This window comes from Streptomyces sp. NPDC060002 (assembly GCF_042737245.1).
Classification (GTDB): domain Bacteria; phylum Actinomycetota; class Actinomycetes; order Streptomycetales; family Streptomycetaceae; genus Streptomyces.
In genome coordinates this window covers 62,836-88,937 of the sequence record NZ_JBHWUW010000016.1, presented here as the reverse complement: position 1 = coordinate 88,937, position 26,102 = coordinate 62,836, and the positions used below count along the sequence as shown (strand labels likewise).

At 72.1% G+C, this 26,102-nt stretch carries 22 protein-coding genes and 3 pseudogenes; 9 read left to right on the top strand and 16 right to left on the bottom strand.

Features of this window, described 5'->3' with window-relative positions; genetic code table 11:
* Nucleotides 1-179 precede the first annotated feature (179 nt).
* From ACFWBD_RS17020 to ACFWBD_RS17010, 3 genes and pseudogenes are all read left to right on the top strand, one after another.
* Nucleotides 180-878 (top strand): annotated as a pseudogene (locus tag ACFWBD_RS17020) (ATP-binding protein); the annotation flags it as partial.
* Nucleotides 879-1,135: 257 nt separating this feature from the next.
* Nucleotides 1,136-1,582: a hypothetical protein gene (locus ACFWBD_RS17015; protein ID WP_385667367.1), complete on the top strand. Its 447-nt coding sequence runs from the start codon at nt 1,136-1,138 to the stop codon at nt 1,580-1,582.
* Between the two features lie 330 nt (nt 1,583-1,912).
* On the top strand, nt 1,913-3,778 hold the full coding sequence (locus tag ACFWBD_RS17010; RefSeq protein ID WP_385667424.1) for an ABC transporter ATP-binding protein: 1,866 nt from the start codon (nt 1,913-1,915) through the stop codon (nt 3,776-3,778).
* A 4-nt stretch (nt 3,779-3,782) separates the two neighbouring features.
* Here the strand turns inward: ACFWBD_RS17010 and ACFWBD_RS17005 are convergent, their stop codons facing one another.
* A complete protein-coding gene (locus ACFWBD_RS17005; protein ID WP_351767768.1) occupies nt 3,783-3,959 on the bottom strand; it encodes a hypothetical protein in 177 nt (58 codons plus the stop codon).
* Nucleotides 3,960-4,113: 154 nt separating this feature from the next.
* Nucleotides 4,114-4,761 carry a DUF899 family protein gene (locus tag ACFWBD_RS17000; protein WP_385667366.1) on the bottom strand — a complete coding sequence of 216 codons (648 nt, stop codon included), beginning with the start codon at nt 4,759-4,761 and terminating at the stop codon, nt 4,114-4,116.
* Between the two features lie 342 nt (nt 4,762-5,103).
* Between ACFWBD_RS17000 and ACFWBD_RS16995 the strand changes: the two genes are divergently transcribed.
* Nucleotides 5,104-6,072, top strand: a complete 969-nt coding sequence (locus ACFWBD_RS16995) for an endonuclease/exonuclease/phosphatase family protein (protein ID WP_385667365.1) — start codon at nt 5,104-5,106, stop codon at nt 6,070-6,072.
* A 55-nt stretch (nt 6,073-6,127) separates the two neighbouring features.
* On the opposite strand, the gene ACFWBD_RS16990 is transcribed toward ACFWBD_RS16995, so the two are convergent.
* The 5 genes and pseudogenes from ACFWBD_RS16990 to ACFWBD_RS16970 all read right to left on the bottom strand — a co-directional run.
* On the bottom strand, nt 6,128-8,017 hold the full coding sequence (locus ACFWBD_RS16990; RefSeq protein ID WP_385667364.1) for an FUSC family protein: 1,890 nt from the start codon (nt 8,015-8,017) through the stop codon (nt 6,128-6,130).
* 532 nt (nt 8,018-8,549) lie between these two features.
* Nucleotides 8,550-9,281 carry a hypothetical protein gene (locus ACFWBD_RS16985; protein ID WP_385667363.1) on the bottom strand — a complete coding sequence of 244 codons (732 nt, stop codon included), beginning with the start codon at nt 9,279-9,281 and terminating at the stop codon, nt 8,550-8,552.
* A 74-nt stretch (nt 9,282-9,355) separates the two neighbouring features.
* Nucleotides 9,356-9,745 (bottom strand): hypothetical protein, encoded by a 390-nt coding sequence (locus ACFWBD_RS16980; RefSeq protein ID WP_385667362.1) that lies wholly within the window; start codon nt 9,743-9,745, stop codon nt 9,356-9,358.
* Nucleotides 9,746-9,872: 127 nt separating this feature from the next.
* Complete coding sequence (locus ACFWBD_RS16975) at nt 9,873-10,655, bottom strand: aspartate/glutamate racemase family protein (RefSeq protein ID WP_385667423.1); 783 nt, start codon at nt 10,653-10,655, stop codon at nt 9,873-9,875.
* A gap of 14 nt (nt 10,656-10,669) precedes the next feature.
* Nucleotides 10,670-11,146, bottom strand: a pseudogene (locus tag ACFWBD_RS16970) (cytosine permease); the annotation flags it as partial.
* Here ACFWBD_RS16970 and ACFWBD_RS16965 point away from each other — a divergent pair.
* Nucleotides 11,144-11,407, top strand: a pseudogene (locus ACFWBD_RS16965) (FCD domain-containing protein); the annotation flags it as partial. The pseudogenes ACFWBD_RS16970 and ACFWBD_RS16965 sit on opposite strands and share 3 nt — an antisense overlap.
* Before the next feature lie 57 nt (nt 11,408-11,464).
* The gene (locus ACFWBD_RS16960; RefSeq protein WP_385667361.1) at nt 11,465-12,922 is read left to right on the top strand and encodes a LamG-like jellyroll fold domain-containing protein; all 1,458 of its coding nucleotides are present in this window, start codon (nt 11,465-11,467) and stop codon (nt 12,920-12,922) included.
* A 7-nt stretch (nt 12,923-12,929) separates the two neighbouring features.
* Here ACFWBD_RS16960 and ACFWBD_RS16955 read toward each other — a convergent pair whose 3' ends face one another.
* Both ACFWBD_RS16955 and ACFWBD_RS16950 read right to left on the bottom strand, forming a co-directional pair.
* Nucleotides 12,930-13,637 carry a uracil-DNA glycosylase gene (locus ACFWBD_RS16955; RefSeq protein WP_385667422.1) on the bottom strand — a complete coding sequence of 236 codons (708 nt, stop codon included), beginning with the start codon at nt 13,635-13,637 and terminating at the stop codon, nt 12,930-12,932.
* Between the two features lie 281 nt (nt 13,638-13,918).
* Nucleotides 13,919-14,602 (bottom strand): class I SAM-dependent methyltransferase, encoded by a 684-nt coding sequence (locus tag ACFWBD_RS16950; RefSeq protein WP_385667360.1) that lies wholly within the window; start codon nt 14,600-14,602, stop codon nt 13,919-13,921.
* A gap of 174 nt (nt 14,603-14,776) precedes the next feature.
* Between ACFWBD_RS16950 and ACFWBD_RS16945 the strand changes: the two genes are divergently transcribed.
* Nucleotides 14,777-15,043: a DUF6343 family protein gene (locus ACFWBD_RS16945; RefSeq protein WP_385667421.1), complete on the top strand. Its 267-nt coding sequence runs from the start codon at nt 14,777-14,779 to the stop codon at nt 15,041-15,043.
* Nucleotides 15,044-15,151: 108 nt separating this feature from the next.
* On the opposite strand, the gene ACFWBD_RS16940 is transcribed toward ACFWBD_RS16945, so the two are convergent.
* The 4 genes from ACFWBD_RS16940 to rpsA all read right to left on the bottom strand — a co-directional run bounded on the left by ACFWBD_RS16940 (nt 15,152) and on the right by rpsA (nt 19,017).
* Entirely contained in the window at nt 15,152-15,532 is a 381-nt protein-coding gene (locus ACFWBD_RS16940; protein ID WP_385667359.1) for a tetratricopeptide repeat protein, read from the bottom strand.
* 50 nt (nt 15,533-15,582) lie between these two features.
* The gene (gene coaE, locus ACFWBD_RS16935; RefSeq protein WP_385667358.1) at nt 15,583-16,203 is read right to left on the bottom strand and encodes a dephospho-CoA kinase; all 621 of its coding nucleotides are present in this window, start codon (nt 16,201-16,203) and stop codon (nt 15,583-15,585) included.
* A gap of 102 nt (nt 16,204-16,305) precedes the next feature.
* Nucleotides 16,306-17,244: a PAC2 family protein gene (locus ACFWBD_RS16930; protein WP_351767784.1), complete on the bottom strand. Its 939-nt coding sequence runs from the start codon at nt 17,242-17,244 to the stop codon at nt 16,306-16,308.
* Nucleotides 17,245-17,496: 252 nt separating this feature from the next.
* Nucleotides 17,497-19,017: a 30S ribosomal protein S1 gene (rpsA, locus tag ACFWBD_RS16925; RefSeq protein ID WP_385667357.1), complete on the bottom strand. Its 1,521-nt coding sequence runs from the start codon at nt 19,015-19,017 to the stop codon at nt 17,497-17,499.
* 228 nt (nt 19,018-19,245) lie between these two features.
* On the opposite strand from rpsA, the gene ACFWBD_RS16920 reads away from it, so the two are divergent.
* Both ACFWBD_RS16920 and hrpB read left to right on the top strand, forming a co-directional pair.
* On the top strand, nt 19,246-20,220 hold the full coding sequence (locus ACFWBD_RS16920) for a class I SAM-dependent methyltransferase (protein ID WP_385667356.1): 975 nt from the start codon (nt 19,246-19,248) through the stop codon (nt 20,218-20,220).
* Between the two features lie 121 nt (nt 20,221-20,341).
* Complete coding sequence (gene hrpB, locus ACFWBD_RS16915; protein ID WP_385667420.1) at nt 20,342-22,885, top strand: ATP-dependent helicase HrpB; 2,544 nt, start codon at nt 20,342-20,344, stop codon at nt 22,883-22,885.
* A gap of 19 nt (nt 22,886-22,904) precedes the next feature.
* Here hrpB and ACFWBD_RS16910 read toward each other — a convergent pair whose 3' ends face one another.
* From ACFWBD_RS16910 to ACFWBD_RS16900, 3 genes are all read right to left on the bottom strand, one after another.
* Nucleotides 22,905-23,897, bottom strand: coding sequence for a DUF3068 domain-containing protein (locus ACFWBD_RS16910; RefSeq protein ID WP_385667355.1), 993 nt, complete (start codon nt 23,895-23,897; stop codon nt 22,905-22,907).
* 39 nt (nt 23,898-23,936) lie between these two features.
* The gene (locus ACFWBD_RS16905) at nt 23,937-24,071 is read right to left on the bottom strand and encodes an SPW_0924 family protein (RefSeq protein WP_385667354.1); all 135 of its coding nucleotides are present in this window, start codon (nt 24,069-24,071) and stop codon (nt 23,937-23,939) included.
* A gap of 169 nt (nt 24,072-24,240) precedes the next feature.
* The gene (locus tag ACFWBD_RS16900; RefSeq protein ID WP_385667353.1) at nt 24,241-25,977 is read right to left on the bottom strand and encodes a lytic transglycosylase domain-containing protein; all 1,737 of its coding nucleotides are present in this window, start codon (nt 25,975-25,977) and stop codon (nt 24,241-24,243) included.
* Nucleotides 25,978-26,102 lie beyond the last annotated feature (125 nt).

The window sequence follows — 26,102 nt, the reverse complement described above, 5'->3', positions numbered from 1 at the left end:
TACGGCGCCGCTCGACGATCGATTCGAAGTTCTGTACGAATACGTACGGATCTTCAGCGATCCCAATTGGCGCCGTTCAACGTGCTGTTGCGAGCAGTGTGCCACGGCCCCCCACCGCGTCACACAGCACTCTGCATTTTTCAGAGTGACACTTGCCAAGTGTTCACGGCGGGGCGATAGTGGCAAGCGTGATTCCGTCCGCGCCCTTAGGAACAGACGCCGCCGCAGGCCGCCCCCAGGGTCTCGGTGCCAGCGCGGGAGCAGGCCCAGACCAGGCCGCTGCCGAGCGCCGGTTCCGATTCGAACTGGCCGCCCATCCGGGTTCCCCCGCCCAGGCCAGACGCCTGACGAGGGCCCGGCTGACCGGCTGGTCGGTGTGCGAGGACACCTGCGACACCGCCGCCCTGGTCATATCCGAGCTGGTCACCAACGCGATCGTGCACACCGCGAGCGACGTCGTCGTCTGCGAGCTGCACGACGGCGACGACCTGGTCCGCATAGCCGTGCGCGACGAGGGGTGCGCGCCGGGTGATCCCCATCCCTCCCCGCAGCGTCCCGAGGAGGAGCACGGCAGGGGGCTGCTCCTCGTCGAAGCCCTCTGTCACGCCTGGGGCGCCCAGGAGCACGGGCCCGGCCTGCTGGTCTGGGCCGACCTGACCCGCAAGGCCGAGGCTCTCCGCGATCCCGCCGAGCCCCGCAACAGCCTCGGTACGGCCGAGCCGCACCACTCCGACCTGGGCGAGCTCCTCGACACCCTCGACGAGTTCCACGACGGTCCCGCCGAGCCGCACACCGACCCGGCCGGTCCCCGCAACGACCTCGGCTGGGGCTCCCGCCCGAAGCCGGCGCCGTCCGACGGCCCGGGTGACGAGGACGAGCAGGCCGAGCAGTGGTACCGCGCCATGGCCGGCCGGGCCGCCCGACGACCACACCCCGTGCCGTCGGCCGCAACCGCCGCGACCTCCGCCAAACCCGCACCCGCACCCGCACTCGAGGGGCCGGCCCCCCGCATCGCACCGCAGTGGCACCGCGCCGCCGGCGGCCATGCCGGGCACGAGGGCGTCCGCGACGCACGGCCGGCCGGCCACTCCGCCGGTCCCCTCCCGATCGAGCACGGCCGCGAGCGGGGAAGGGCATGAGCGCGGTCTCCGGTCGGGCCCCGCTGCTGACCCTCGACACGCTCGTCCGCCTCAAGCGCGGGCCGGGCGGTGCGCACGCCCCCGAGCCGCCGCGCCGGCTGACCGTGCCCGACGGTATGGCGGCCCCGCTGGGCTGCGACGCCGTCTCCGTCCCCGCCCGCCTCGGCCCGCTGCTCATGCCGCGCCTGCCGCGCGTGGGCTGCGTCTACGCCGACGAGGCGCGCTGGTGGTGGCTGGTGCCCTCCGACTCCGACTACGCCCTGGAGTGGCCCGCCCCCGCGCACTACGCCACGGGTGCGCTCCTGCCGGACTCGCCGCACATCCCCGGCCTCATCCACCGACCGGACGGCACGCTTCCGTACACCCCGCCGATCCCCCTCTACCTGGCCCTGTGCCGTCTCACGGGCACGACGCCCACCTGGTCACGGGCGATCAGCGCATAGCCCGCCGCCCCTCCGCCGGCCGAAGCCGATCCCGGGGCAGTCCGGCGCACGCCCGCGCGTCCCGGCTCTCCCGCCCCACGCCCTGCCCTCACCCGTCTCGTCCCGCGATAGTGGCCGTTCGTCGACTATCGCGATCGGGGGAGGCCGACGGTGGGAGAGGCGCGAGGGGCCGGGACGGCACGGGGGGCGGACCAGGCACGAGAAGCCGGCAAGGCACGGCAGACGGACAGGGCACGGGAGACGGGCAGGGCACGGAAACCGCAGAGTTCCGACGATCGTGACGTGTCCGAGTCGGAGCGGCTGCTCTTCGGCGGCCCGCTGCGCTACGACATGGGCTGGAACCAGCACCGGGACGCCTTCCTGGAGCTGAACTTCCGCGCCATGGTCACCCGGCTGCCGTCCCTCCTGCGCACCAGCCTGCGTCTGGCCCGGCAGGCCGACCCGAAAGCCGCCCGGATCGTGCTGTCCGCCGAGATCGCCCGGGGCGTGGCGCAGGCCATCGGCCTGCTCGCGATGAACGCCGTGCTGGGCCGGCTCATCACCGGCGGCCCCATCGAGGACCGGCTGCGCGGCGCCGCCCCCGCGCTGGCCGCCATGGCCGTCGTCCTCCTGATCGGGGCGCTGCTGCGGGCCGCGTCGACGTATGCGACCGGGCGGCTCGAGCCCAAGGTGGAGCGGGTGGCGACCGAGCTGTATCTGGAACGGGCCGCCGCCGTCGAGCTCGCCGCGATCGAGGACCACGCCTTCCACAAGCTGCTGGACACCGCTCAGTACGGGGCCCGGTCCAGCCGCTACATGATCAGTCACGGCACGCGCGTGGTGAACGCGATGATCTCGCTGGCCGCGTCGGCGGGCGTGCTCACCGTGCTGCACCCGCTCCTGCTGCCGCTGCTGGTGACGATGACGCTGCCGAGTGCCTGGAGCGCCCTGACCAACGCCCGGCGCCGCTACGAGTCCTTCCACACCTGGGTGCAGCACGCGCGCGCGGGCCATCTGATCGCCGGTCTCCTCACCGAACCGGCGGCCGCGCCGGAGATCCGAGTCCACGGCGTCGGCCCGTTCCTGCTGCGGCACTTCCGCGCGATGTCGGAGACGGCGGAGGCGGAGCAGGCCCGGCTGGCCCGTCTCGCGGCCCGCACCGGACTGTTCGCGGCGACCTGGACGGGCCTGGCGACGCTGGCCACGTACGCCACGCTGGGCGGGCTGCTGCTCACCGGGACGATGGCGCTGGCGGTGGCGGGCACGGCCGTGATCGCGATCCGCAGCGGCTCCGCGAGCCTGAACACCCTCGTCCTGGAGGTCAACCAGCTGCACGAGGAGGCCCTGTTCGTGGGCGACCTCCAACGCCTCTACGTGGAGGCGGCCGAACGGGCGATCCCGGTGGGCGGCGCGGCCCTGCCGCAGGAGCCGCGGGAGATCCGCTTCGAGAACGTCACGTTCGGCTATCCGGGCGAGTCGGCGCGTCCCGCCCTCGACGACGTCAGCCTCTCGCTCCCTCTCGGCCGCATCATCGCGCTCGTCGGCGAGAACGGCTCCGGCAAGACGACCCTGGTCAAGCTGCTGGCGGGGCTCTACAAGCCGGACCGGGGCCGGATCCTGTGGGACGACGTGGACGCGGCGGGCGCGGACCGGCACCAGCTGGCCGAGCGCATCGCGATGGTGGCGCAGGACTTCAAGCGGTGGCCGTTCACGGCGCGGGTCAATGTCGCGATCGGCCGTTCCGCCACGCCGCTCACCGAGGAACGGCTGGCCGCGTCGATCGCGGAGGCGGGCGCCCAGGAAGTGGTCGAGGACCTGCCGCGCGGTCTGGACACCCTGCTGGCCCGCCACTTCAGCGGCGGGCACGAAATGTCCGGCGGTCAGTGGCAGCGCCTCGGCATCGCCCGGGCGGCGTACCGGCGCGGGCGCATCCTCATCGTGGACGAGCCGACGGCGGCCCTGGACGCCCGGGCCGAGCTGGAGGTCTTCGAGAAGATCCGCGCGCTGGCCGACAGCGGCCAGACGGTCGTGCTGATCACCCATCGGCTGGCGTCGGTCCGGCACGCGGACCTGGTGCACGTCCTGGACCAGGGCCGGCTGGTGGAGTCCGGGACCCCGGACGAGCTGCTGGCGGGCGGCGGCGTCTACGCCGAACTGTACACGCTTCAGGCCGAGCAGTTCACGGCGCAGGTGCCCGCCCCGTCACAGGCGGGCTGAGGGCTCACCGCGCGGTGTCGCCGCCCCGGACGACCACCAGGAACGTGTCCGTGGCGAGGTCCATGACGACCTCGGCGGCCAGTCCCTCCATGCGTCGCGCGTGCGCGAACTCCTCGGCCGGCCACGAGCCCCGCGGCCCACCCGCGGGAAAGCGTTCGAGCACGGTCCGCCCGTTCACCATCTCGCACCTCCGATCAGCGTCGTACTTGTAGGAGTTAACGCTCTGGGGAGGTCGAAGGCCTCGGCCGGTTGCGGGACTGAGACGTAGTTGACACGCGTTCAACGCAGAGTGTGAGAATCCGGTCACCTTACGAACATCTCGGGCACGCTCCGTGTCAGAACCCGTACTCGTCGGGGTAGTGGACGCGCGCACCGCTCGGCGGCCCCAGCGCCGTGCGGTCCAGGAAGCCCATCGCCGGGCCGAGCCGGCCGAGCTCGCGCTCGAACACCGAGTAGGTGTGGAAGACCCGGTCGCCCTCCCGGAGGAAGCAGCTGACCCCGGGCCGCTCGGCGAGGCCGCCGTCCCGCCCCACCGTCGCTTCGAAGTCACCGTTGAAGTCGTCGTCGTACGAGGAGTACCAGGGCACCGTCCAGCCCATGCGCGCCTTGAACGGCAGGATCCTCGTGAAGGGCGCTCTGGACACCACGCCGAACGAGGTGCCGTACGCGTTCAGGTGGGCCAGATGACCGACCTGGTCGAGGAACGCCGCGCAGCAGCGGCAGCCGCTCTGCCAGTCGGGGGCGAACATGAAGTGGTGGACGACGAGTTGGCGGCGGCCGTCGAACAGCTCGAGGAGCCCGGCCTTGCCGTCGCCGCCCTCGAGGACGTACTCCTTGCCGACCTCGGCCATGGGCAGTCCGCGCCGCTCGGCGGCGAGCGCGTCACGCGCGCGTGCCACCGCCTCCTCCTCGGCCCGCAGTTCCTCGCGCGCGGCGCGCCACTCCTCGCGCGAGACGATCTCCGGAAGCACCGGACCCGCCATGGCGTCTCCGGAAGCACCGGACGCGCCATGGCTGCCCCTCCTGTGCGACGGTCCGTCGGAGGGGTGCCTTGCGGGTGCCACGGAAACCCATCGCCGGCGCGGAACGCATTTCGGGATCGGCTGTGCGGGAAGGCTCCGGGGGCTCCGTGGGGTCCGGGAACTCCGTGGGGTCCGTGGGGTCCGTGGGCTCCGGGAAGGGCGGCGGAGAAGACGTCACCGCGACGACGTACGACGGTGTCGTGCCCGCGAGTGAGCCGTGGCGCGCATCTCGTCCCGAGCCTGTCGCCGGGCCCGACGGGACGGGCACTCTGGCGCCACGACACCTCCTGGAGGGAGCCCGGCATGCTCCTCGGCACCTGGAACCTCGAGAACCTGTACCGGCCCAAAGGACCGTTCGGCCCGAAGGACGAGGCCGCCTACGAGACGAAGCTCACCGCGCTCGCCGCCGTCGTCACCGCGCTCGACCCGGCCGTGCTCGGCGTCCAGGAGGTCGGGGAGCCCGAGGCGCTGGCGGACCTGCTGGAGACGGTGGGCGGCACCTGGCACGCGGCGCTGTCCGCGCACCCCGACGGCCGGGGCATCCGGGTCGGCGTGATCAGCCGCACGCCCCTGGAGGTACTGGCCGACACGCGCGCGTACCCGGCGAGACTGCGGCCCGTGCAGGCGGACGACTCGGGGGCCGTCTCGGACGGGTCGGGGCGCGGCTTCCTCGCGGTGGAGACGGTCACGCCGGCCGGGCCGCTGCGGGTGGCGGTGGCCCATCTGAAGTCGAAGCTGCTGTCGTACCCGGGTGATCGTTTCTTCCCGCGCGACGAGGGCGAACGGGCCCGCTACGGCGCCTACGCCCTCTGCCGTCGGGCCGCCGAGGCGACGGCGCTGCGCGCGCTCGCCGACGACCTCCTGGCCGGCGACGGCCGCGAGCGGGACGTGGCGGTGCTGGGCGACCTGAACGACGAGGTCCAGGCGGCGACCACGCAGATCCTGCTCGGACCGCCCGGTTCGGAGATCGGCACCCGCGGGTTCGAGACGGCCGACCGGGGTGACGCGGTCCGCCTGTGGGACGTGGCCCCGCTGATCCCGGCCGACCGCCGCTACTCACGGATCAACTCCGGTCGCCGCGAGCTGATCGACCACGTACTGACGAGCCACCGCCTGGTCCACCGGCTGACATCGGCGGGCACGGGCACGCGCACGGATGCGGGTCCGGGGTCGCAGGAGGGGTTGCGGCTGCCGTCGGTGGGGCTCGATCCGGCGGAGCGCAGGAACGAACCGGGGTCCGACCACGCGCCGGTGTGGGTGCGGATCGACTGACGGACCGGGATCCGACAGCACAGGGAAGGTCAGGGCGGGGAAGTGCAGCGCAGGGCTACCCGGCCACCGGCAGATCCGGCACGGGCGCCCGCAGCCCCACCCGTTCCCGCCCCGCCGCGAGTTCGTCGAGGAGTTCGGCGAGCCGCTCCCGGTGCTGTGCCGTGAGCCGTCCGGTGTCGTCGAGGTGGACGGCGCAGGCGGTGGTCGTGTCGACGAGCCGTTCGAGGACGGCGGCGACCTCGTCCGTGCCCTCCGTGTGCCGGGCGAGGGCGGGCAGCTCGTGGGCGGCGAGGGCGATGGCGGTGCGGGCCTCGGCGAGGGCGCGGTAGGCCTCGCGGCGCAGGGTCCAGCGGGCGGCGCGGTCGTCGGGGCCGTCGAGCACATGGGTGAGGTAGGCCTGCGCGGCGCCCGCGGCGGCGGCGAGCCGGGCACGTACCTGACCGCCGCGCTCCCCCGGCATCGGCAGATGCCCGACGATCAGCACGATCGCGCAGGCCAGCAAGGTTTCCACGATCCGGCTGACGGAGGCCTGGGGCTCTCCGCCGACCATCACCAGGGACAGCACGAGGACGGTGACGACGGCCGTCTGGGCGGCGAAGTGCCGGGTGGAGACGGGGATGAGCGCGCCGCACAGGGCGACCAGCGCCACGAGCCCCTCCGGCCGGGGCAGCAAGGCGGCGAAGCCGGCGAAGAGCAGCGCCCCGAGCACCGTCCCCGCGGCCCGGCACAGCACCCGGGACACCAGGGGCCCGAGGTCGGGCTTGACCAGGAAGACGGCCGTGGCGGGCAGCCAGTACCAGTGCGTGTGACGGCCATACCACTGGGAGTGGTACAGGGCCTGCGCGACGGCGACACTGGCCCCGAAGGAGAGGGCGACCCGCAGCCCGTACTCACGGCCGCCCGCGCCGAACCCGGCGCGCAGCAGGTGGCGGACGCCTCGTCGGCGGGCGTGCAGGTTGCCGCCGCCGCCCTGGTCGAAGGCGTCGGCGGCGTGCAGCAGGGCGTCGTCGAGGGCGCGCAGCGCGGGGGCGGACCGGGAGGGTGCGGGCAGTGGCCCGGTGTGGGTGTTCTCGCGGACGGCGGCGGCGAGCCGTCGGGGCCCGGCCGAGGCCCGGTCGGAGAGGCGCTCCGCGGCCCAGGCGAGGGCGGTCGCGGCCTCGGCGAGGGGCAGTGCGGCGGCGTACTGGGCGCGCAGCCGCCGTTCGGAGGCGGAGCTCGCACCGCGCCGGAGCCGGGGTCCGGCGAGGGCGTCCTGGGCGTGGTCGAGAGCCGCGGTGAGCGCGGCACGGCGGGCGGTGGCGTGCTCGGTCCCCGTGGCGTCGAGCAGCTCCGCGACGGCGTCGTACACCTGGGCCACCGCGTCCCGTTCGCCGTCGAACCGGAAGTCGCCGGTCATCGAGCCGGGTGTGGGCAGCACGAGCCGCAGCGCGAGCAGCCAGCCCGCTCCGGCGAGGAAGGCGAGGGCGCGCGTCCACCCGGCGTCCGCGACCGGCATCCCGGCGCCGATCGCCGAGGCGACGAGCAGCTGCGTCCCGGCGCCGGACGCGACGGGCCCGATGGCGCTCATCCCGCCGGCGAGGAGCCCGAGCCCGGTGAGGACGGCCGTCAGCGCGACGGCGCCGACGTGATCCCCGACGTAGGTCCCGACGAGCAGCCCTCCCGCACCCACGAGCGCGGGCGCCCCGAGCCGTTTCACGGCGGTCCGCCTGCTGCCGGGCCGGTCGTTGATCCCGGCGAGCATCGCGGCGATGGCGGCGACCACCCCGAGAGAGAGCCGGCCGACGAGGACGGACGCGAGAAGCAGCGGCCCGGCGGCGAGCGTCCCACGCGTGACCGCGCTCCAGGGGACGGGCCCGCGCTGGGCGCGCAGGGCGTGGGCGAGCCAGGGCGGAAGGGCGGCGAGCGGGCGGAGTGCGCGGGCGGGTATGTGCGGGCGCGGGGACACGGAGCTCCTGTCGGGGCGAGGGCGGGGGTGTGCCTTCGGGCGACGGTGGCCGGGGCTTGTCAGCGGTGAGCTGTGGTGTCCACGGTACGGGGCGGTCCTGGAGAGGTGGGGGCGGTTGTGTTTCGGCGAGGTGACGCCTGGCCCGGATCCCGCGTTCATTATGAACGCAAGGCCGCAAACGGGAGCGGGACCGGGGGCGTAGCCTGCCCCCGGCCCCTGTGGAGCCACCCATGTCGCACGCCGGCGCACTTGAGGACCCAGGTCAGTCGTGATGTCGTCGCGTCCTGCCTTTGGACCACCGCGCATCGAGCTGCGCGGGCCGGACTTGAACCGGCAATTCGACGTCCGGGGGCCTGGGCCCGGTCGCTCCGGCGATCGGCGGCGAATGCTGAGTCTGGAGCGAGAGTCTGAGATTCATCGCGATCCGTCCCTGAATTTCTCGGCGGGTACGGTTCGCTCATCACGACAAGCTTCAGCTTCAGCTTGCGCTCCTCGCGCACCCCGGTCACGAAGGACCGGGGAGTCTCGAAGGCTACCCGAACAGATAGCCGAACACGGCGTCACCGACCCGCTGGTCGACGACGTCGGCGCCGTTCGCCTCCTCCCGGGCGAACTTCACCGCCTGCTGCACCTTCTCCAGGCGCGCCAGGAGTTCGTTGACCCGGCGGGCGGGAAGGGCTCCCGAGAACTTCACGGTCGTCCAGTAACCGACCGGTATGTCCTCGTAGTACACCTCGACCTGCGCCGGGTGCTTGTCGGTCGCCTCCGCCTTCACATGGTTGCGCGGCACCTTCTTGGTGCGCAGCGTCCGTACCGGCTCGGTCTTCCACGCGTCGGTGGAGGGGTCCTGCGCCCAGGACTCGGAGGCGTCGAGGACGGGCAGCCTGCGCACGAAGGCCGTCAGGTCGACGAGCTGCTTCTCGAGGAAGAGCAGGTAGGACACCGGCACTTCGGCGACGAGCACACGGCCGTCGACCTTCACGTCGGCTCGGGCGGTGCAGTTGGCCCAGTCCTTCGTGGCGGTCACGTCGAACAGCCGGGTCAGCGTGGCCGCGGTCTCCCGCAGCACGTCCTCGGCCTTCACCTGTACCCGCGTCGACTCGGGCGGCAGCTGCTCGCCCTCCTCGTCCTTGGGCTGGTAGGTGCGCGAGATACCGGCCAGCAGCGCGGGCTTCTGGAGTCCGTGCTGAGCCGTGCTCAGGTCCTGGTGGGCCTTGGACTTGATGCCCTTCTCGACTGCGATGATCTGATTGAGTTTCGCCACGACGAGGACGGTAGCGGCTCCAGCACGATCACCCCAAAGGGTTATTGACCGAAGAGACGCCGGGCCTTCCCTGTTCAGCCGTTCCACACGTCCTGGTGGCGATGGCGGGTGGGCGGGTGGTCCAGCTCCTCGGCCGCGGCAAGGAGCGCGCCCGGCGGGGCGGCGCGGAGGTGGTTGCGCGCGGTGGAGCGGAACACGGACAGCGCGGCGCGCGCACGGGACTCGTACGGGCCGGCGATCCGCTCGTTCAGGGACCGGGGGAAGGTGTAGGAGCGGAACGCGCGCACCAGCGGGTCGGGCAACGGACGACGCCGCTCGTGTCGCGCGCGGGCCAGCTCCCGTGCGCTGTACCGGAGTTCGGTGAGGCGGTGACCGGTGTCCCGGCCGAGGCCCAGACGTTGGGACGGCCGTTGATCCGGGTGGACGCGGTGCCGGAGACGGACGTGGTGGACGGTACGGGACATGACGGACCTCCGAGGGCCCGCCGGAACTTCCGGCGAGGCCGCTAGAAGTCCGCCCCCGTGAATCGGCCGAGGTATGTGCTTCGCATGGGAGCAAGCGTGGCGAGTCCGGCCCGGGGTTGTCCAACGGTTATCCCACCCGGACATGAGGAGTCCCCCTTGATCCGGTGCCCCGCCATCCCTGAATTCGTGTCCCTACGGATCGGCCCGCCCACACCCTCCGCTTCGGCACCGGCTTCGCGAAGCTCCCCGCCCGGCTGGTCGTCAGGCCCAGCCCGACGAGTCCTTCGGCCGGCTTCACCGCAGCGCCCACGCCATCGACGACCGGCAGGCCCAGCTTGTCCCCCACCATCCTCTCCAGCCCCGTCATCCCGGCGCACCCCGAGACCAGTACCTCGGCCCCCGCCGCCCGGGCCCGCTCGGCGGCCGCCACGAAGGCCGCCCCCGTGCGGTCGCGGTCGCCCAGATCGCGGACGCCGAGCCCGGTGCCGACGACGGTGGCGCAGTTGCGGCCCACCCCGGCCAGCTCCAGGCTGTCCTCGATCTGGCCGCAGGACCGCTCCAGCGTGGTCACGACCGCGTACCGGCGCCCCAGCAGACATGCCAGATGCGCCGCGGCCTCGGCGATGTCGACGACGGGCACGTCCACCAGCTCCCGTACGCCCTCACGTCCGTGCTCACCGAAGCGGGCCATGACGACGGCGTCGTAGGGCGGCCCGTCGTAGGTCCGCAGCGCGTCCATGACCGCCGCGGCGGAGAGAAAGCTGTCGAGCCAGCCCTCCGCCGGCTCGGGCCCCCAGGCTGGGGTCAGGCCGGTCACGGTGGTGCCCGGGCCTGCCGCGGCCCGGGCACCTCGCACGATCTCCTCGGTCATCTCCTGCGTGGTGTTGCAGTTGGCGACGACGATCCGCACGTTCCGCACGTTCCTCAGACCTCCACGGGCTTCTCGGCGGCGGCCACGGACCCGGCGGTCCGCTCACTGCGGCACAGCAGCACGTACAGACCGGCCCCGACGGCCGTCCCGATGAACCAGGAGTACGGCGCCACATCGCTGAAGGTCTTCACCAGCGCGAGCACCGCCGCGACCGCCGCGGAGGGGAGGAACGCCCACAGCGCCTTGGGGTTGACGCCCTTGCGGTAGTAGTAGCGGGAGCCGGGGGTGGCGTCGAACAGCTCGTGGACGTCGACGCGGCCGCGCTTGGCCCAGTGGTAGTCGACCATGATCACGCCGAACAGCGGGCCGAGGAAGGCGCCGAGACCGCCGAGGAAGTAGTTGACGACCGTGGGGTTGGAGAACAGGTTCCACGGGGTGACCACGAGCGCCGCGACCGTGCTGATCATGCCGCCGGCCCTGAAGGTGATCTTCTGCGGCCAGACGTTGGCGAGGTCGTACGCCGGCGCCACACCCTGCTGATCTCGGTCATGGAACCGGTCGCCGGCCGCCTGCAATGGCTCACCCGGCGCAACGAGGAATGGCCCCAGCTCCTCACCGAACACCAGGACCTCTACGACGCCATCGCCTCAGGCGACCCGGCCCGCGCCCGCGCCCACGCCCTGAACCACGTACAGGCCAACTACCGCTCCACGGTCCGGCACCTGTTCGGGGAAGCGAACCTCCCGGAAACCCCGCCCCTCCCCGATCACGCTCCGCCTAGAATCCCCTGACCCTTCGGACAGGTGTCCGAAGGCGCACACACGCCGAACGGGACGGGGACAACGACCATGGTGAGCAGACGCGGACTGCTGAGCGGAGCCGCACTCGTGGGGGCGGGCGCGGTGACCGGCGTGCTCGGCGCTGCCGGGAGCGCGGCCGCCGACACCCCACTGGACACCCCGTTCACACCGGTCGCCGCACCCCATCTCGCCCAGGCCGAGCAGATGGTCCAGTACCAGCGCCTCCTCGCGGCCGGCTACCTGCCCGCCGGCCTCACCGGCCACTGGCCACTGGACGGCTCCGGCGCCGACCTCTCCGGCCGCGACCACCCCGTCGCCCCCGGCGCCGGCGCGAGCTGGACCACCCTGCGGGCAGGCGGCGAACTGACCCTGGACGCGGCCTACGCCGCCACGGCCTCCGTGCTGGACACCACGGCCCCGTTCACGGTCTCCGCATGGGTACGTCTCGCGAACGACGCCGTTCTGACCAACATGTACACGGCGGTCAGCCAGGACGGCACCGGCTGCAGCCGCTTCCTGCTCCAGTACGACGACACCGCAGGCGCCTGGGCGTTCAAGGTGCGCGCCGAGGACCAGAGCGTCAAGATCTCCGCGCTCGCCACCACTGCCCCCGCGCCGGGCAAGTGGACCCACCTGAGCGGCGTGTGGGACGGCGCCCGAGTCCACCTGTACGTGAACGGCGTACTGGAAGGCTCCGCCGACGCCACCCTGTCCTGGGCCGCCACCCAGGGCTTCAACATAGGCCGGGCCCGCTGGAACGGCTCCTACGTGAACCACCTCAAGGGCTCCGTCGACGATGTGCGCGCATACGGCCGCGCCCTGAGCGCCGACGAGATCTCCCTGATCAGCAGCCGCACGGCCCGCCTCAACAACGTCTACCTGATCGGCTCCCCGTCGACCGTCACCTGGGGCACACCCGACGACCTGTCGAGCTGGATCGCCCGGGCCCGCTGCTCGTCCTTCGTCACCTGGGCGCTGAAACACACCTACGGATGGGCCACCGACGCCTACTTCACCCAGTACTTCCAGGACCGTGTCCCCGAGGCCGCCGACTACCGCCAGGCCTTCACCGACGGCACCGCCGGCCCGCGCTTCCAGCAGATCCGCAAGGTCGCCGACCTCCGGCCGGGCGATCTGATCGCGGTGGACTACAACGGTCAGGTCGAGGGCAACACCGGCCACATCGTCATGGTCCGCGAAATCAAGGGCATCTTCAGCGGAGTCGCCGACTTCACCGGCGAGACCCAGTACGCCGTCGAGGTCGTCGACTGCACGGCCGAACCGCACGGCGTGTACGCGCTGACCAACTATCCCAAGTATCCCGACACCCGCATGGTCGGCCTCGTCGCGGAGGAACAGTTCGAGGGCGTCGGCATCGGCCACATGATGTTCTACGCCTCCGACACCACCGGAGAATTCTCCCGCTACCGCTGGAGCGTCAACATCGCCCGGGACAAGGCCTACCCGGTCGCGTCACGGCCGGTCACCGCGGCACGCGTCGTCTGACCGGCGCTCACGAGAGCCCCGCCGCCCCCGCAGCCGTGCGCAGCACGTCGCGCAACATCCCGGGGGTGAGCCGGCCGGTGAAGGTGTTGCGCTGACTGACGTGGAAGCAGCCGAAGACATCGAGGCCGCCGGCGACTTCCGGACCGCCCGGACCGCCCGGACCGCCGAGCGGCACCCGGGCCCCGTGCCCGAAGGGGGGCCGCGGCCGGGGCACGGTCCAGCCCGCCTCGGCGAACGCGGGCAACGCGGCCTGCCAACCGAAAGCTCCGAGTACGACCACCGCGCGCAACGTCGGCCGCAGCAGCCTCAGCTCCTGCACCAGCCAGGGCCGACAGGTGTCCCGCTCCCCCGGCGTGGGCTTGTTGGCGGGCGGCGCACAGTGCACGGGCGAGGTGATCCGCACGCCGTACAGCTCCAGCCCGTCGTCGACGGACACGGCGGTGGGCTGCGACGCCAGCCCCACGTCGTACAACGCCTGGTACAGCACATCGCCCGAACGGTCCCCGGTGAACATCCGCCCCGTACGGTTTCCCCCGTGCGCGGCCGGGGCCAGCCCGACGATCAGCAGCCGGGCGTCCGGCGGCCCGAAGCCCGGTACGGGCCGACCCCAGTACGTCCAGTCGGCGAAGGCTGCCCGCTTGGTACGGGCGACCTCCTCACGCCAGCCCACCAGCCGAGGACACGCCCGACAGCCCCCGACCCTCCGGTCGAGCATGGCCAGGGCGGAGTAGGAGCGCGAAGCGGCGGAGGGGGAGGGGGAGGGGGAGGTCGCGGAAGGTGGAAAGGGGGAGGTCGGGGAGTCAGGAGCGATGGAGTGGGAGGGGGCCTTGGAGGCGTCCATGTCTCCACGGTAAGACCAGGCCGGACGGATCAGAGCGATCAGAGCGATCTAGAGCCGGATGGGCCCGAGGGGCCTGGGGCCCCCTCCCGTCTTCTCCTGGCCTGCCTTCCTTCCTGCGGTCCCTCCTGTGGTCCCTCCTCCCGCCCTTCCCCTCTCTACTCGGTCACCGGTACCGCCCTCACCCACATGCGGTCCTCCGTCAGATAGCGCTCCACTCTCAAGCCCGCTTCCGCCAGGGCCTCCTCGAACTGGTTCTTGGTCAGCGGGCGGGACCGGAAGGTCTGGGTCCACGCCGCGTCCGGGAAGTCGTACTCCGCGCGTACGGAGTGGACGCCGTCCCCGACGGGGTCGGTCGAGACGATCCGGATCGTGAAGCCGCTCGGGTCGACGCGCTCGCGCGGCACGTTCGAGTGGTAGTCCTCTCCTTCCCGTTGGATCAGTAGGCAGCCGCCCTTCGCGATGTGGCGTGCGCAGGCCCGCAGCATCCTTCGCCGTAACTCGACGTCCCCGTTGTGCACGAGGAACGAGGCGAGCATCACCACGTCGAACGTCTCGCCCAGGGCGAGGTCCTCGATGGGGCCGCATATCGTGCGGGCCCCGCGGACGCGCTCCAGCATCTCGGCGGACTCGTCGACCGCCGTGACCGTGAACCCGCGCTCCAGCAGGGCGTGAGTCACTCGGCCGACCCCGCTGCCCAGCTCCAGGATGTGCGCGCCCGCGGGCACCGCCGCGGCGATGACTTCCGGCTCGTTCCCCACCGGCAGCCGCGAGTAGAGCTCGACCGCGCAGCCGTCCGGAGTGATCGCACCGGGACCGGTTCCCTGATATCCGTCTCGCATTTCCAGCCTCATGCCCGTCCAACGGCCGGTCTCCGTACGGCCGTTCCCCATCCGCACTAGTTCACCCGTTCGAGGGATGGCCGCTCCGTTCGAGCCGCGCGGGAGGAGCACGCATCGACCCCCTGGAGAACGTCCGGACCAGGGAGTACGTTGCAAGGAGGAGCGGTGATCGGGATGCGTACGGGCAGTGAGCCGGTGACAGCGCGCAGTGCGCTGCGGATGCGTCTGTGGCTGACCCTGTGGGGCCTGGCCTGGGCGATCTTCGGGACGGCCGCGTTCGCTCTCGTGGGACGCCCGGGGTGGGCGGCCGCGTGCGGGGTGCTGTGGCTGGTGATCACGGTCGATCTGACGATGATCCTCAGACATCGGCGGCAGGGCCCCCACTATCAGCCGGGCCGCGACATCCCGCCGTACCGGCCGCCCGAGCACCGTCGCCCTTGAAGCCCGGTGATCAGGTGGCCCGGTGACCCAGTGGCCCGCTGTCCCAGCGGCTCGGTGATCCAGTGGCCCGGCGGTCCAGCGGCTCGCCGGCCCGGAAGTCGGCCGTTCTCAGCTTTCGAAGCGCGCCGCTTCGAGGTACTGCGGGTTCGGGTCCAGTGCCGCGGCCAGCCGGAAGTGGCGCTTGGCCTGGTCGCCCCGGCCCTGCCGCTCATAGGTGCGGCCGAGCGCGAAGTGCGCGAAGGCGTTGTCCGGTTCGCGCTCCAGGACGATGGTGAACTCCAGCTCGGCCGGCCGTAGTTGGGCGGCGGCGAAGAAGGCACGCGCGCGCAGCAGCCGGGCGGCGGTGTTCTCGGGGTGCGCGGCGATGACCTTGTCGAGCAACTTCACCGCGCCCCGCGGGTCCCGTGCGGCGAGCAGATGCTCCGCGGCACGGAAGTCGATGACATGTGTCTCCGGAGTACGTCCGGTCGAACCGCTGGTGTCGGGCACGGAAAAATCCTTCCCTTGCTCAATGCGTTCAACGCGCGGAGCGAGGGCCGCTATTCCGGTGTGGCCCCGTGCTGCGCGTGCGCTCTGCGCGTGAGGTCGGCCCACACGTCCTGCACGCGCCGGTGGAGATCCGCGAGCGGTACGTCGTTGTCGATCACGATGTCCGCGATCTCCCGGCGCTTGTCCCGGGTCGCCTGGGCGGCCATCCGCGCGCGCGCGTCCTCCTCCGTCATGCCACGGAGCCGGACGAGCCGGTCGAGCTGGGTCTCGGGAGCCGCGTCGACGACGACCACGACGTCGTACAGGGGGCCGAGGGCGTTCTCGGTGAGGAGGGGGACGTCGTGGACGACGACGGCGTCCTCGGGGGCGGCCGCCTCGAGTTCGCGGGAGCGGGCGCCGACCAGGGGGTGCACGATCGAGTTGAGGAGGGCGAGTTTCGCGGGGTCGGCGAAGACGACCGAGCCCAGGCGGGGGCGGTCGAGGCTGCCGTCGGGGGCGAGGACGTCCTCGCCGAACGCTTCCGCGACGGCCGCGAGTCCCGGGGTGCCCGGCGCGACGACCTCGCGCGCGATGCGGTCCGCGTCGATCAGTACGGCCCCGCACTCGACGAGCAGCCGTGACACCTCGCTCTTGCCGGCGCCGATCCCGCCGGTCAGGCCCACTTTCAGCATGAGCGGAAGCTTAGGGCCTGCCGGTGACGATGCACCCGACAGGCCCCTGCGTACTGCCTCTGCCTCTGGTCCTACCGCTGCCTTTACCTCTCGTCGGCTTGTTCAGCCCTCGCCCTCGCGCTCGGCGAGGAACCGTTCGAACTCCTGTCCGATCTCGTCGGCCGACGGGATGTCGACGGGCTCCGCGAGCATGTTGCCGCGGGTCTCGGCGCCGGCCGCGGCATCGTACTGGTGCTCCAGCCCCTGGACGAGGGAGGTGAGTTCCTCGTCGCCCTCCTGGATCTGGCGGTCGATCTCGGTCTGCGTCCGGTGGGCGTCCGTGCGCAGGGCGTGCGCGATGCCCGGCAGAACCAGGCCGGTGGCCGCCGTGATCGCTTCCAGGACGGTCAGGGCCGCGTCCGGGTACGCCGAACGGGCGATGTAGTGCGGGACGTGCGCGGCGACGCCCAGGATGTCGTGTCCGGCTTCCATGAGGCGGTACTCCACGAGCGCTTCGGCGCTGCCGGGGACTTGGGCCTCGTCGAAGGGGCTGCGGTGGCCCGGCATGAGGTCCGTACGGTTGCCGTGCGGGGTGAGGCCCACGGGCCGGGTGTGCGGGACGCCCATGGGGATGCCGTGGAAGTTCACCGCCAGGCGGACGCCGAGCCGCTCCACGATCTGCTTGACGGCGACGGCGAAGCGTTCCCATTCCACGTCCGGCTCGGGGCCGGACAGCAGCAGGAACGGCGCACCGGTGGTGTCCTGTACGAGCCGCACCTCGATGGTCGGCTCCTCGTACTCGGTCCACCGGTCGCGCTTGAAGGTCAGCAGCGGGCGGCGGGCGCGGTAGTCGACCAGCCGGTCGTGGTCGAAGCGGGCCACGACTTGGTGGGGCAGCGAGTCGAGGAGCCGGTCGACGATCTGGTCACCGGTCTCGCCCGCGTCGATGTATCCGTCGAAGTGGTAGAGCATGACAAGTCCGGCCGACTCCTGGGCCAGCGCCATGTCGACGACTGCCAGGCCCTTCGGCTCCCATGCGTACAAACCCTGCGGATCAAGCACTTGGACCGCTCCCCTCGTGTTCCTCCTGTCCAACGCGCGCCGGACCGTGGGCATTCCCGGTCCACGCCCCTTGATCAGGTGACTGCTACCGGCTTCTCACGGCGACCGGGTGAGGGCCGGTCGGGTCGGGGACGTGCGGGGGCGGTCACGGCGGGGGAGAGAACAGCGATGCCGCTTCCGGGCAGCACCGAGGGCCCGCACCTCGAAAGGTGCGGGCCCTCGACAAGCTGCTAACCCTCAGCGGCTACCGGTTCAGCTCTGGCCGCCGGCCAGCTTCTCGCGCAGAGCGGCGAGCGCCTCGTCCGAGGCCAGCGCGCCGGACGTGTCGGCACCCTCGGAGGAGTACGAACCGCCACCGCCACCGCCGCCGCCGCTACCGGACGCGGCCGGAGCCGCACCCGCCGCGTCGCCGCCCTCGGCAGCGGCCTTCTCGTCCGCCTCGCGGGACTTGATGACCTGAGCCTGGTGCTGCTCGAAGCGCGTCTGCGCCTCGGCGTACTGGTTCTCCCAGACCTCACGCTGCGACTCGAAGCCCTCGAGCCAGTCGTTGGTCTCGGGGTCGAAGCCCTCGGGGTAGATGTAGTTGCCCTGGTCGTCGTACGACGCGGCCATGCCGTACAGGGTCGGGTCGAACTCGACCGAGGCCGGGTCGGAACCGAAGGACTCGTTGGCCTGCTTCAGCGAGAGGCTGATGCGGCGGCGCTCGAGGTCGATGTCGATGACCTTGACGAAGATCTCGTCGTTGACCTGGACGACCTGCTCCGGGATCTCCACGTGGCGCTCGGCCAGCTCGGAGATGTGGACCAGACCCTCGATGCCCTCGTCGACGCGCACGAACGCACCGAACGGAACGAGCTTCGTGACCTTACCGGGAACAACCTGCCCGATCTGGTGCGTGCGGGCGAACTGCTGCCACGGGTCTTCCTGGGTCGCCTTCAGCGACAGGGAGACACGCTCGCGGTCCATGTCGACGTCGAGAACCTCGACGGTGACTTCCTGGCCGACCTCGACAACCTCGGAGGGGTGGTCGATGTGCTTCCAGGACAGCTCGGAGACGTGGACCAGACCGTCGACGCCACCCAGGTCCACGAAGGCACCGAAGTTGACGATCGAGGAGACCACGCCAGAGCGGACCTGACCCTTCTGGAGGGTCGTGAGGAAGGTCTGACGGACCTCGGACTGGGTCTGCTCCAGCCAGGCACGGCGGGACAGGACCACGTTGTTGCGGTTCTTGTCCAGCTCGATGATCTTCGCCTCGAGCTCCTTGCCCACGTAGGGCTGAAGGTCGCGGACGCGGCGCATCTCGACGAGGGAAGCCGGCAGGAAGCCACGGAGGCCGATGTCGAGGATGAGACCACCCTTGACGACCTCGATGACGGTACCGGTGACGATGCCGTCCTCTTCCTTGATCTTCTCGATGGTGCCCCAGGCGCGTTCGTACTGGGCGCGCTTCTTCGAGAGGATCAGGCGGCCTTCCTTGTCCTCCTTCTGGAGAACAAGGGCTTCGATCTCGTCACCGACGGCGACGACCTCATTGGGGTCGACGTCGTGCTTGATCGAGAGCTCACGGCTCGGGATGACACCTTCGGTCTTGTAACCGATGTCGAGGAGAACCTCGTCCCGGTCAACCTTGACGATGACGCCATCGACGATGTCGCCATCGTTGAAGTACTTGATCGTCTCGTCGATAGCGGCGAGGAATGCTGCCTCGTCACCGATGTCGTTGACCGCAACCTGCGGGGTGGTGGCGGTGGTCTCGGTGCTGCTCGTCATGTGGGAAAGGGCTCCGGTACGGACAGTGAGTCGTAGGTACTGCTACGCCGGAAGCCCGTGATCGCCCTGAAGAAGCCGGACAGCTTAGGAAGCACCTCACCAGAGAACTGGTGATGGCACCCCGAGAACCGAGGGGACATACAACAGATGCGAGCGCAGCCTGCTACGTCTGAGGTGCGCAGGCCCACAGCGCAACTTGTAGCATACGGGGGCAGCCGGGCCGGGTCAATGCGCGAACGCGCACACCCGGGGCGGATCACCGCATACCCGGCACACAACCTTTCTCCTGAGGTCACACCGGCCACAGGAAGCCCCTTCGGCGACACCTCGGGTGAGGCCGACGGGCGGGTTGCACGGAAGAGTACGACGAGGGAGCCGATCATCCAAGAGCCCGCATCGTCCGAGCCGGCCTTCGAGCCGGAAGCCACCCGCCGTGACGCCGACGTCACCGAGAGCTCCCGGGCCAACCGGGGCTGGTGGGACCGCAACGCGGACGAATACCAGATCGAGCACGGCACCTTCCTCGGCGACGGCCGCTTCGTGTGGGGTCCCGAGGGACTGGACGAGGTGGAGGCGGAGCTGCTCGGCCCGCCGGAGGAGCTGAAGGGCAGGTCGGTCCTGGAGATCGGCGCCGGCGCGGCGCAGTGCGCCCGCTGGCTGACCGAGCAGGGCGCGCGTCCGGTCGCCCTGGACCTCTCGCACCGCCAGCTCCAGCACGCGCTTCGCATCGGCGCGTCGTTCCCGCTGGTGTGCGCCGACGCGGGCGCGCTGCCCTTCGCGGACGCCTCCTTCGACCTGGCCTGCTCGGCGTACGGGGCGCTGCCCTTCGTGGCCGACCCGGTGCAGGTCCTGAAGGAGGTGCGGCGGGTGCTGCGGCCCGGGGGCCGTTTCGTGTTCTCGGCGACCCACCCGATCCGGTGGGCGTTCCCGGACGAGCCGGGCCCGGAGGGGCTGACCGTGTCCTCGTCCTACTTCGACCGCACTCCTTATGTCGAGCAGGACGACCAGGGCCGCGCGGTGTACGTGGAGCACCACCGGACGCTGGGCGACCGGGTCCGCGACATCGTGGCGGGCGGCTTCCGGCTGGTGGACCTGGTCGAGCCGGAGTGGCCGGCCTGGAACTCCTCGGAGTGGGGTGGCTGGTCCCCGCTGCGCGGGAACCTGATCCCGGGGACGGCCGTCTTCGTCTGCGAGCGGGACTAGCGGGGCACCTGCCCGCTCCGCCCCTCCTCTCCCTCCCTCCTACCTGACGCCTGCACGCGGGACGCCCACGCGCACGCGCGCGTGCGGCTCGTCTTCGGGGGCGTACGACACTGGTGGCGTGATCCCCCGTTACGACGCCCTGGACTCGCTGCCCGTACGGGCCGCACTGCCCGCCCTGAACGACGCCCTCGACGGCCACGGCACGGCCGTCCTGGCCGCGCCGCCCGGTACGGGCAAGACGACGCTGGTGCCGCTCGCCCTGGCCGGGCTGCTGGGCGGGGGCCCGGCGCGCCGGGTGCTCGTGGCCGAGCCGCGGCGGATCGCGGCCCGGGCGGCGGCCCGGCGGATGGCGTGGCTGCTGGGTGAGCGGCCCGGGGAGAGCGTGGGCCACACCGTGCGCGGAGAGCGGGTCGTCGGGCGGCGCACGCGCGTGGAGGTCGTCACGACCGGTGTGCTGCTTCAGCGTCTTCAGCGCGACCAGGAGCTGTCGGGCGTCGATGTGGTGGTGCTGGACGAGTGCCACGAGCGGCACCTCGACGCGGACACCTCGGCCGCCTTTCTGTGGGACGTGCGCGAGACGCTGCGGCCGGAGCTGCGGCTGGTGGCGGCCTCGGCGACGACGGACACGGCCGGCTGGGCGCGGCTCCTGGGCGGGGCGCCGGTGGTGGAGGCGCATGGTTCCGTCTTCGGCGTCGAGGTGGTCTGGGTGCCTCCGGCGCGTGCCGTGCGGCCGCCGCACGGCATGCGGGTGGATCCCGCGTTGTTGGCGCACGTCGCGTCGGTGGTGCGGCGGGCGTTGGCCGAGCGGTCGGGAGACGTGCTGTGTTTCCTGCCGGGCGTCGGGGAGATCGCGCGGGTCGCGGGGCTCCTCGGTGGGCCGGCCGGGGTGGACGTGCTCCAGGTGCACGGGCGGGCGCCGACGGCCGTGCAGGACGCGGTGCTGGCTCCCGGGGAGCGGCGCCGGGTGGTCCTGGCGACCTCCGTGGCGGAGTCCTCGCTGACGGTGCCCGGGGTGCGGGTGGTCGTCGACTCGGGGCTGGCGCGGGAGCCGCGGGTGGACCACGCGCGCGGGCTGAGCGCGCTCGCGACGGTCCGGGCCTCGCAGGCGGCGGGCCGGCAGCGGGCGGGGCGGGCCGGGCGGGAGGCGCCGGGTGCGGTGTACCGGTGCTGGGCGGAGGCGGAGGATGCCCGTCTGCCGTCGTTCCCGGCTCCGGAGATCCGGGTGGCCGACCTGACGGCGTTCGCCCTTCAGGCGGCGTGCTGGGGGGACCCGGACGCTTCCGGGCTGGCGTTGCTGGATCCGCCGCCGGGCGGGGCGATGGCGGCCGCGAGGTCTTTGCTGACGGCGATCGGGGCGGTGGACTCCGCCGGGCGGGCCACCGCGCGCGGGAAACGGCTGGCCAGGCTGGGACTGCACCCCCGGTTGGGCCGGGCCCTGCTCGACGGGGCCGCGGCGGTGGGGGTGGAGCGGGCCGTCGAGGTGGTCGCGTTGTTGAGCGAGGAGGCTCCGCGGGAGTACGGCGACGATCTGGCCGCCGCTCTGCGGTCCACCCGGCGCGGGGGTGACGCCTACGGTTCGCGGTGGCGGGCGGAGGTGCGCCGGCTGCGGGCCGTCGTCGAAGGTTCGACGCCGGCCGGGCCCACCGCCGCGGGAGGGAACGGAAGCGGAAGCGGAGACGGTGCCGGTGCCGGTGCCGACGCCGGTGCCGGGCTCGTCGTCGCCCTGGCCTTCCCGGAGCGGCTCGCCAGGGCCGACGGGGGTTCCTACCTCATGGTCTCCGGCACCCGGGCCGAGGTCCGCGAGGGCACCGATCTGCGCGGGGCCCCCTGGCTCGCCGTCGCCGTCGCCGACCGGCCCGTGGGGAAGGGGCACGCGCGCGTGCAACTCGCGGCGGTCGTGGACGAGGAGGTCGCCCGGCTCGCGGCCGGCGCGCTGCTCGACGCGCGGGACGAGGTCCACTGGGCCGACGGGGATGTCGTGGCGCGGCGGGTGGAGCGGCTGGGGGCGGTGGAGCTGGCGGTGCGTCCGCTCAGGAACGCCGACGCCGGGCTCGTACGCGGTGCGCTGGTCGAAGGGCTGGAGAAGGACGGGCTGCGGCTGCTGCGGTGGTCGGCCGATGCGGACGTCCTGCGGCAGCGGCTGGCGTTCCTGCGGCGGCAGCTGGGCGAGCCGTGGCCCGACGTCTCCGACGCGTCGCTGCACGCGCGCGTGGACGAGTGGCTGGAGCCGGAGCTGAGCCGGGCGCGGCGGCGGAGCGATCTCGGGCGGATCGATGCCGGGGAGGCGCTCGGGCGGCTGTTGCCCTGGGCTTCCGGCGAGGCGGCCCGGCTGGAGGAGCTGGCGCCGGAGCGGATCACCGTGCCGAGCGGGTCCAGGATCCGGATCGACTATGCCGATCCGGATCGGCCGGTCCTCGCGGTGAAGCTGCAGGAGATGTTCGGGCTCCAGGAGTCGCCGCGGGTCGCCGGGGTGCCGTTGCTGGTGCATCTGCTGTCGCCGGCCGGGCGGCCCGCGGCCGTCACGGCCGACCTCGCCTCCTTCTGGAGGGAGGGCTACAAGGGGGTGCGGGCGGAGTTGCGCGGCCGGTATCCGAAGCATCCCTGGCCCGAGGATCCGGCCGGCGCCGAGCCGACCCGGTTCACCAACGCGCGGCTCAGGCGGTGACAGCTCAGGCGGTGACGGCTCAGGCGGTGACGGGCTGCGGTGCGGCGGGCTCGGCGGCGGTGGGTTCGTCCGGGCGGCGGCCGCGGGCCTCCAGGTAGAGGGAGAGGGACATCAGGAGGGCGCCGAGCAGGAGGAAGCCCCAGGGGAGGTAGGCGGTCAGCAGCAGGACCAGGGTGCGGTTGGACTTGATCACGGACACCGTGTGCTCGATGTAGTCCTCGCGCATCTTCACGTGTCCGGCGAAGGCGGTGACCTTCGCGCGGCCGCCGAGCAGGGTGCCGCCGCGGAGTTCCTCCTTGTGGATCTCCTCGCCGTAGACGGGTGCGCCGGTGACGGGTTCGACCCAGAACTTGCGGACCGTGGTGTACCAGCGGGTGGTGCCGGTCCTGGCGACGGTCTCCGGGGTGATGCCCTCGACCGGCATCGTCCTGGGCATGGCGACCTTGGTCCAGGGGATGGTCTGCTCGAAGTAGTAGACCTCCAGGCCGCGGAAGTTCCGGGTGCCCTGGTAGTGGATGGGGGCCGTGGTGCGGGTCTGGGCGTCGAAGTACTCGTAGTCCCGCTTCTCGGTCAGGAAGGGCCATTTGAACTCGATGCCCTCCCGGCGCACCGGGTCGCCGTCGACCATCTCGCCGGTGGCGTGCACGGGTTCCTGGGTGTGGGCGTCGAAGATGTACCGCTCGGGGACCTTGGAGACCATCTTGCCGTCGGGCCCCTGGACGTAGGACAGGCCGTCCCAGACGACGACGTCCCGGCCTGCGGTCTTCTCGATCTTCTCGGAGGCCTCCACGTCGCCCTTGAGGGTCTGCACGATGGTGATCTTTGGGACCGTGCGGGCGGTCATGGTGCCGTAGTCGAGGAGGGTGGCGTTCTTCGCCTCCAGGACCATGGTCTGGTACTCGTTCGCCGGGATCTTGGCGAGGTGCGGGAAGGCGTACCAGCGCAGCAGCGGGGACAGCGCCGCGAAGAACACGGCGAGGGCGAGCAGGATCAGACTGGCCTTGCGCCGCATCTCGGCCTCCTTCGCGGGCGGAACCGGCGGGTGGGGCGGTTACGGGTGTGCGGGGACCGTCGTCAGCAGTGGCTTCGGGGAGGTCTTGCCGGCCGGTGTGTCCAGCGCGGTGAGGGTGAGGACCAGGGCGAGCGCGACGGCGAGACCGGTCGCGGCGGCGATCAGGGCACGCATACGGTCCTCCCGGAGCTGACGGGACGTCAGGTCGGGCACGGTAGCAACGGGCGGGCGAGATGAGAACACGTCGCACACGACGGCGGCGCCCCTGTGGAGAGGGGGCGCCGCCGGCGTCGTTCGCAGGAGGGCCCGAAGCGGAGTCCGGGGACCGGGGACCGGGGAAGGCTTACGAGCCTGCGGTCGTCGACTCGGACTCGCTGGGCGTCGGGGTCGGCGTCGAGGTCTCGGCGGCCGTGACGGTGAGTTCCACCGTCAGGGTCGCTCCGCCCGTGGTGGTGATGCGGAGCAGATAGGCGCCGGCGGTGTCGTCCGCGTACAGCTTGGGCAACTGGAGCAGGCCGTTCGCGTCCGTCCGGAGGTCCAGGGTGCGCACGGGGTTGCCGGCGGCGTCCTTGAAGTAGGGGCCCTTGTCGTTCGTGGTCGCGTCGACGGCCGACTTGATCAGGGTTGCGGTGACCGCGACCTTGTCCGCCACGGCACCCTTGTAGGTGGCCTTCACCTCGACCGGGTCGGCGAACTCGCCGCCGGCGGTGCAGGTCAGCGCGGTGCCGCTGGTGCGGGCGAGGGCGTCGGCTGCGCGGGCGGTGACGGTGGCCCTGTAGTCGAGGGCGGAGAGCGTGCGACCGAGGACCGTGGCACGGACGGTGAAGGCGCCGGTCTCCTCGCCCGCCTCGAGAGCGGGCGCGAGGGCTATGCCGGCGGCGCCGGTGGAGATCGTGGCGACGCGCTCGCCACCGGTGAACGTGGCGTCGGTGTCGCCGACGATGGTGAAGCGGATGCGGACCTTGGCGACGGCCTTTCCGGCCGCCGTCTCCGCGCGGGTGCTGATGCGGTCGGTGAACGCGTCGCCCGCCATGGCGGCGAGACTCGGCGTGCCCGCGTCCTCGAGGTGAGCGACCGTGTCGGTCGGCGTCGGGGTCGGGGTCGGCGTCGGGGTGCTGGGCGTCGACGGCTTGCTGGGCTTGCTGGGCGTCGACGGCGTGCTCGGCGTGCTGGGTGTGCTCGGCGTGCTGGGCGTCGACGGGGTGGACGGCGAGGTGGGCGTGTAGCCGGTGCCGTCGTCGCTGCGGTTGTCGGGCACGGTGCCGGTGCCGTCGGGGATCTCGTGCGTGCCCTTGCGGTAGTACTCCACCCACGACAGGACGGTGTTCAGGTAGTCCGTCGAGTTGTTGTAGCTGAGGATCGCGCTGCGCATCCCGGACGTGGCCGACATGTCCCAGTCGTAGCGGCACAGGTAGTGGCCGGCGGCGAGCGCGGCGTCGTAGATGTTGTTGGGGTCCTTCTTGCCGTCGGCGTTGCCGTCGCGGCCCGCCCACGCCCAGGTGGACGGGATGAACTGCATGGGGCCCACGGCCCGGTCGTAGGTGCTGTCGCCGTCGTACGCGCCGTTGTCGGTGTCGCTGATGTTCGCGAAGCCGACGCCGTTGAGGACCGGGCCGAGGATCGGCGAGATGGTGGTGCCGTCTGCGGTCACGTTGCCGCCGCGGGCCTGGCCCGACTCGACCTTGCCGATGGCGGCGAGGAGTTGCCAGGGCAGGTTGCAGCCCGGCTTGGACTGCGCCAGCTCCGCCTCGGCCTTCTTGTAGGCGTCCAGGACGGTCGCCGGGATGCCGGCCTCCGTGGTGCCGGTGGCGGCCGGGGTGGTGGAGGAGCTCTCGCTCGGCGCGGGGTTCGGGCTTTTCAGCGGCGGCAGGTCCGTGTAGTACGGCGAGTTGCCGGTGGCGCTGTCACCGGTGCCGGTGCCCGTTTCGGCGGACGACGGGGTGTCGGCGGCGGTCTGTCTGCCGTGGCCGTCGGCCGTGACGTCCGGTGCCTGGGACGCGGCCAGAGCCGCTACCGCCAGTGCGGCCACGGTCGTGTTGACCGCTCCCTTGCGCAGCCTGGTGCCGAAATGCGCCGACATGAAGTGGAACCCTCCCGTGGACGCGGTACGCCCGTCTCTTCGCCTGCACCCTGCCGTTGCGGCTGTTGCCACTGTGGTGGCCGTTGCCGCTACGGCCGCCGTCACCGGTGTGACGATCAACCCGC